We start from the raw sequence: 5,956 nt of genomic DNA, 5'->3' as shown, positions 1-5,956 counted from the left end.
CGCGGGTGTCGGGTAGTTTACAAAAGCTTGAATCGAGATGTTTTGTGAGTTTGCAAATGGCTACATAGGTAGTTGTGGGCTACGTGGGGATTATGAAAAAAATTAAGACTTTTGGCACAGCGGCAATTTTCGCCAGTAGTCCGGCACTAGGATGGCTTCCAAGTATACCCGGCGGGATCCCATGTATGTATATTGCCCGGAGGAATTTCTGGGAAGCAAAACCCAGTGCAACCTAGAAGCATTGATAGAACGGCTGGAAGAGGGGGGTCGCACCCTTTTGAGCCAGTTGTTTGACGTTCGTTACCCTTACTGGAAGCGTAATCTCCGCAACAACATTCGCTTGGTGGGGGAGCTGCGCTATGTAGGCGAGGTACCCGTTCTGGTTTTGTTTGGCCTCTGGCCGAGAGGCAGTCACGAATACCGGGAGTTCTTAGACCGACGGCGAGATCCGGATTATCAAGAACGGGTGCGGAGCTGGGTGCCCGATGACCGTTTGCAGGCGTGGCTGGCGCAGCGGCACGAACCAGGGGATCCGCCAAACCATCTCCCCCCTCTGCCCGACGAGCTGTATGAATGGACACAGTTCTTGAATGCTCCCAATCCGCAGGAGCGGCTGGTGTTGGAAAGTGGGGAATGGGTTCGGCAAGTACGGGCCCTTTCTCCAGAGCAGCGGCGCCAGGCTTACCAAGCAGTATCCCGCTTGGTATTGGTAGATGACATTGAAGGCAGGCTCTACCGGCAGCTCCCGCCGTTTTATCTGGAGGCAGAGGTCAAATGCTGGCAGGAGAGATCCCTGTATCTGGCCGTCAGCTTGGTGCAAGTCTGGGAGCAGCCAGGGAGATTGTTTCCATTTCTCATTGGAGTTTACGACCACGCCCCAGAGCAAAAGGAACGGTTTGAGCTGGGATGCCAAACCTGCCTCTTTGGGATGAAAGCCAAGCAGCCAGACATTCTCCAGCACCCGCAACCTTTGGAGGTGTGGAAGCGGTACGCCCGTCGCGCCTACCCCGACTACATGGTGGCGGATGAGACCATTTGGTTGGAAATGCAGGAGATCACAGAGGGAAATTTGGCTTTGTCCATGGAGGAAGAAGAAATCCTGCAGAGCACATCCATGCCCCTACTGATCAACGGAAGGGCCGGGAGTGGCAAATCTCTGATGTTGTACTACCGCTTTGCCGACTATTGCAGCCACTACCTCAAAACTTCAAAACAGAGACCTCTTGAGTACCGCCCTCTCTTTTTGACCTATAGCCCCAGTTTGGTGCAGCAAGCTCGCAACAGGGTAAGTTCAATTTTGCGCATCAGCCACCGCTATCGGGAGGAGGGGTGCAGCTTCTCCACAGAGGAAATTCAGCAGTGTCAAACTTTTTTTAGCACTTTTCAGGACTACCTGCTGAACTGCCTTCCCCCTGAGCGGCAAGAACACTACCAACCGGATCGGTATGTCAATTTTTATCGATTTCAGAGCTGGTATTGTGGTCGCCGCGATGTAGAGCTGGCTTGGCACACCATTCGCACGCTGATCAAAGGCTATGAGGTCAGTGACTATTTGGATCCCGATAGCTACCGAGAATTGCCTGAGGCCGACCGCAGTGTGGATGAAGAAGCCTTCGAGCGGATTTACGAAGAGATTTGGCCAGGCTACCGGGATCGAACCACCCACGAGGGCTACTGGGATGACCAAGATTTGGCCAGAGATGTGCTACAAAATGGCACTCTTAATCCGATTCATCCGGTTATTTTTTGCGATGAGGTTCAGGACTTTACCCAACTTGAGCTGAATATCATTTTTTGCTTATCTCCTTGGGGGAAATACAAGTTGGATTGGGCTATTGAGCGCCTGCCCTATGCCTTTGCCGGGGATCCCTTGCAAACCATTAACCCAACGGGATTTCGTTGGGCTGCTCTGAAAAAATATCTCTACGAGCATATCCGCGCCTACTTGTTGCCGAGCCATCCCTTTGAGATTGCAGGCCCGCAGGAGCTGAGAAACAACTATCGCAGCAATCCACAAGTTACTCGTTTTAGCAATGTAGTCAACCTGTGGCGGCGAGTTCTCAGCAAGAGTCGAGAAATCTATCCCCAACAGCCCTGGCGTCCCCATGAGCAGGGCATGCCGGTTCAAAGGTTTGTGCTGGATGGTCAGGAAAGAAACTTAATCGAAGATGAGCTTAGAAAAATGCTTAGTGATCTCACAGGAACAGTCTGTATCTTACCCTGTCCTGTGGGAGAGGAGCTGAACTACGTGCGTCAGGATCCCGAACTCCAGAAGATCTTTGCCGAGGAATTGAAGCAGAATCTTAAACCACCGCTCCTGCAAACTGCTACGTCTGTTAAGGGAATGGAGTTCAAAAAAGTTATCCTCTACAAGTTTGGAAACGCCTATCGACAAAACTTTAACCGGCAGCTTAATTATTACGCCCGAGGAGCTGGGGAGGCGATATCCCTGCAAATCCATTATTTTCTCAACCAATTGTATGTCGGCATTACCCGCCCCATCGAGGCCCTGGCCATTGTGGACACCTCTGCCGGTTGGCGGGAGTTCTGGGATCCAAGCTTAGAATCCAACTCTTGGCTCGATCATCCTTCTCTGCAACCGGATCGGTCGGAATGGGAGACCGACCCACCGGTATTGGGTTACCCTGTCAAAGGCATCAATATCCAGTACTGGACCAATACAAGCTTGGAAGATCTGCAGGAGGCAGCTCTTGAGCTTCTCAGGCGCGGCATCGAGGAGGGCAACCTCAAACTTCTGGAGGATGTTCAAACTCTGGCGCGGAAGGCAAAAAAACCACCTCTAGAACAGGAATGTCAGGCCTGGCTCCTCAAGCTCCAGAGGGATTACGTTTCCGCAGGGCAAAAGTTCCTGAGCCTGGAGCAGTCTGCTTTGCCCAACAAAAATCTTAAACGAGAAGCCTGGGAGTGCTTTTGGAGAGGGAAGGCCTGGTTGGAGCTGCAGCGTAACGCCGCCTACTTTGCTGGATGTCCTGGGATCCCAGACTACAGCCCCTTGGTGGACTTGATGGTGGCGACCCAAAGAACCTCTGTCAAGTCTATGGAGCGCTTCCGACAGGTGGTGCGGGTGCGAGATTGGCTGAGCGTTGAAGTCAGCCCCAAAGATAGGGACTTCGTCCCGCTTACACGAACGGATTCCACCTGGAAAGAGTGTGTACAGCAATTTTTGGCAGAGCTTGAGCAAGTTCTCAACAACTTGGGAACTTTCTGCCCCCAGGAAGAGGACCGCAGCTGTTTTTTGCAAGAGACCCTTGAGGCTTTGAAGGGACGTCTGGCCTTTCTCGGCCAGCGGCAGCCGTTCGCGAATCAGTACTACAAGATTTGGGGTATCTGTCACTTCTATCGGCAGGAATTTGAGCGGGCGGTAGAGGTTTGGGATCAGGGGGGCCAAACGGAGCATTCCCCCTACTACCGGGCCAAGATCCACCTGGAACCCCTTCCCGGCAAGGTGAGGTGGCTATCCAAAGACCGCCAAGACTCGGTGGTGCTGGACCGATGGCAAGAGGCAGGACGTCCCCTCACAGGCGAGTGGGCAGAGTACATCGGCGACGTCGTCACCAGTCTGGAGCGCTTGAAAGACTGGCCGCTGATGCTGCGAGTTCTGATCCAGTGCCGAGAGTGGGAGAAGCTCTGGAAAACGGTGCAGGCCCATCCTCAGGCGTGGCAGCGGGGACATGACTACGAGCTGGTGGCTGCCATGGCCCGGGATATCCGGACCAACTGGGAAGACTTAAGGCGCAAATCCCCTGGGCTGCGAGATTTTCTGCAGGAAGTGGTTACCAGCACACAGATGGAGCGGGCCTGGTGGCTACAGCCCCTGGAGGTAGGCTTGGCTTGTGAGCGATTGGGCCACTACCGAGACACGCTCAGGTTTTACGAGCGCTTCACCGAAAGCAGAACCGGCAGGCTGACCAGGCAGCAACGCTCTCAAATTCGGCAGCGCTGGCTGGTGACCCACCAAAGGTATCAAGAGGTTCTCCAAGCGGAGGGGCGCCCAACAGATCGTTTGGCGGAGGAGTTTCGACAGGCTCAAGAGCGCTGGGGGGAGCAACTGCCCCAGGCAGAACCTGAGCTGGACGAACGGGATCCCTGGGCGCTTGACTTTGTGGAGCACCCCAGCCCTGTCCAAAGTTGGCTGCTGCAGCGGGCCCAAACCGACACCCAGAGCCGACTCAGAGCGGAAATCGCCCAGGCGCTGGAGCATCTGGACGAACGACACTTGCAGCAGGTGCACAGCTTGATCCAGCGCTTTTCGCGCGCCGACCCATCCACCTAGGCTGGCTCCGAACGCAGGCCGGGAGGCCTATTGCAGGATTTGGCGCAGGCGCTCCAAGGCCCGTCGGTTCTCTTCAGGGGTGCCCACCGTCAGACGCAGCCCCCCACCCGTGTAGCGCACACCAGTCCCCAGCTCCTGCCAGGCCCGCTGCAGCTCTTGGGGATCCCAGCCGGCCACCCGGAAGTAGAGGAAGTTGGCTTGGCTGGGCCACACCCGCACCCCTGGCAGCTCCTGCAGAGCTTGATAAAGGGCTTCCCGCTCCTGACAAATTAGCGTCACGTCGGCCAAAAGCTCCTCGGCATGCTCCAAAGCCATCTGAACCGCCCACTGAGAAAGGGCCGTGAGGTTGTAGGGCAGGCGGATCCCATCCAACACTTGCATAAGCTGTGGATGACCCACAGCATAGCCCACCCGGTGGGCCGCCAGGCGAAAGGCTTTGGAGAAGGTGCGCAAGATTACCCAGTTGGGATGCTCCGCCAATTTGGGCAGGGCTGTGTGCCGGCTGAACTCAAAATAGGCCTCATCCAAAATCACCAGAATCTCTTCGGGCAGCCCTTCCACCCACTCCCACTCTGCAGCCGTCAGGCCATTCCCCGTCGGCGAGTTGGGATCCACCAGGCACACCACCCGAATCGGATGCTCCCTCAAAGCCTGTTGACATCGCTCTAGATCCAGAGCAAACGTCTCCGGGTCGCGGGGAACCCGCACTACCGGGATCCCCAGGCTCTGGGCCAGGATGGCGTACATGGAGAAGGTGGGCTCTGCCACCAAAATGCCGCCCCGCCCGCCCAGACAGGTGGCAATCAGCAGGGAGCGGATCAGCTCATCCGACCCATTGCCCAGGCTGATCTGCTCTGGCTCCGCTCCGGCATAGGCGGCGATGGCCTGCTTCAGGCCCCGGTGGTGGGCATCGGGATAGCGGTTGCTGGGGATCCCTTTCTCCCAGAGGAGGGAGAGCTTCTGCTTAAAGCCCGCCGGCCAATCGAGGGGGAACTCATTGGCATCCAGCTTGTCGGCAGCCGGGGCTGGCACAGCGTCGTAGGGCTTGAGGTAGAGCAAGTCGGGGCGCAGATACTGCAGAGCACACATCTTCCTGACGGGGAGAAGTAGCTATTATATCAGGGCCAACCCGACCACTTATTCTTTTGTCAGGGATCCCTGCTGACGTAGCGCCTCAAAAAGGGCAATCGCTACGGCATTGCTGAGGTTCAGGCTGCGCACCGGCCCCCGCAACGGAATGCGCACGCTGGGATAGGTTTCCAAAAACATGGGATCCAACCCCCGGCTTTCGCTGCCGAACACCAACCAGTCTCCCGGCTGATAGGTTACTTCCGTATAGAGGGCTTTGCCGCGCACGCTAAAACACCAGAACCGGGCCTCAGGGTGGGCCTGCACCAGAGCAGACCAAGAGGGGTAGCGATACAGTTGGACATGCTGCCAATAGTCCAGCCCCGCCCGCTTGAGGTAGCGATCCGAAAGGCGAAACCCCAGAGGATCCACCAGATGGAGAGGGGTATCGGTGGCTGCACAGGTGCGGGCGATATTCCCCGTGTTGGCCGGGATCTCTGGGGCAACCAAAACAACGTGGAAGGGCATAATCCTATCCTACTTGCCCCCAAATCCGCGGTTGCCGCCCCCTTTTTTACCCCCACCTTTGCCCGG

Annotated in this window: 3 protein-coding genes; 1 reads left to right on the top strand and 2 read right to left on the bottom strand. The window is 56.4% G+C overall.

From position 1 onward, the window contains the following. Positions 1 to 151 precede the first annotated feature (151 nt). Positions 152 to 4,294, top strand: coding sequence for a hypothetical protein (locus NW819_RS09765; RefSeq protein WP_414413615.1), 4,143 nt, complete (start codon positions 152 to 154; stop codon positions 4,292 to 4,294). Positions 4,295 to 4,321: 27 nt separating this feature from the next. Here NW819_RS09765 and NW819_RS09760 read toward each other — a convergent pair whose 3' ends face one another. Together NW819_RS09760 and NW819_RS09755 are read right to left on the bottom strand one after the other, a co-directional pair. Continuing rightward, positions 4,322 to 5,383, bottom strand: a complete 1,062-nt coding sequence (locus NW819_RS09760) for a histidinol-phosphate transaminase (RefSeq protein ID WP_011431927.1) — start codon at positions 5,381 to 5,383, stop codon at positions 4,322 to 4,324. Positions 5,384 to 5,431: 48 nt separating this feature from the next. After that, entirely contained in the window at positions 5,432 to 5,890 is a 459-nt protein-coding gene (locus NW819_RS09755) for a tRNA (cytidine(34)-2'-O)-methyltransferase (protein ID WP_414342486.1), read from the bottom strand. Positions 5,891 to 5,956: the final 66 nt, after the last annotated feature.

The sequence above is a fragment of the Synechococcus sp. R8-2 genome, assembly GCF_047461715.1.
Classification (GTDB): Bacteria; Cyanobacteriota; Cyanobacteriia; order Thermostichales; family Thermostichaceae; genus Thermostichus.
This window is presented reverse-complemented; position numbering and strand designations above follow the sequence as displayed.

Bases quoted from the DNA above. Each gene is read 5' to 3' on its own strand.
- NW819_RS09755 (WP_414342486.1), bottom strand. From the start codon at position 5,890: ATGCCCTTCCACGTTGTTTTGGTTGCCCCAGAGATCCCGGCCAACACG.
- NW819_RS09765 (WP_414413615.1), top strand. From the start codon at position 152: ATGGCTTCCAAGTATACCCGGCGGGATCCCATGTATGTATATTGCCCG.
- NW819_RS09760 (WP_011431927.1), bottom strand. From the start codon at position 5,383: ATGTGTGCTCTGCAGTATCTGCGCCCCGACTTGCTCTACCTCAAGCCC.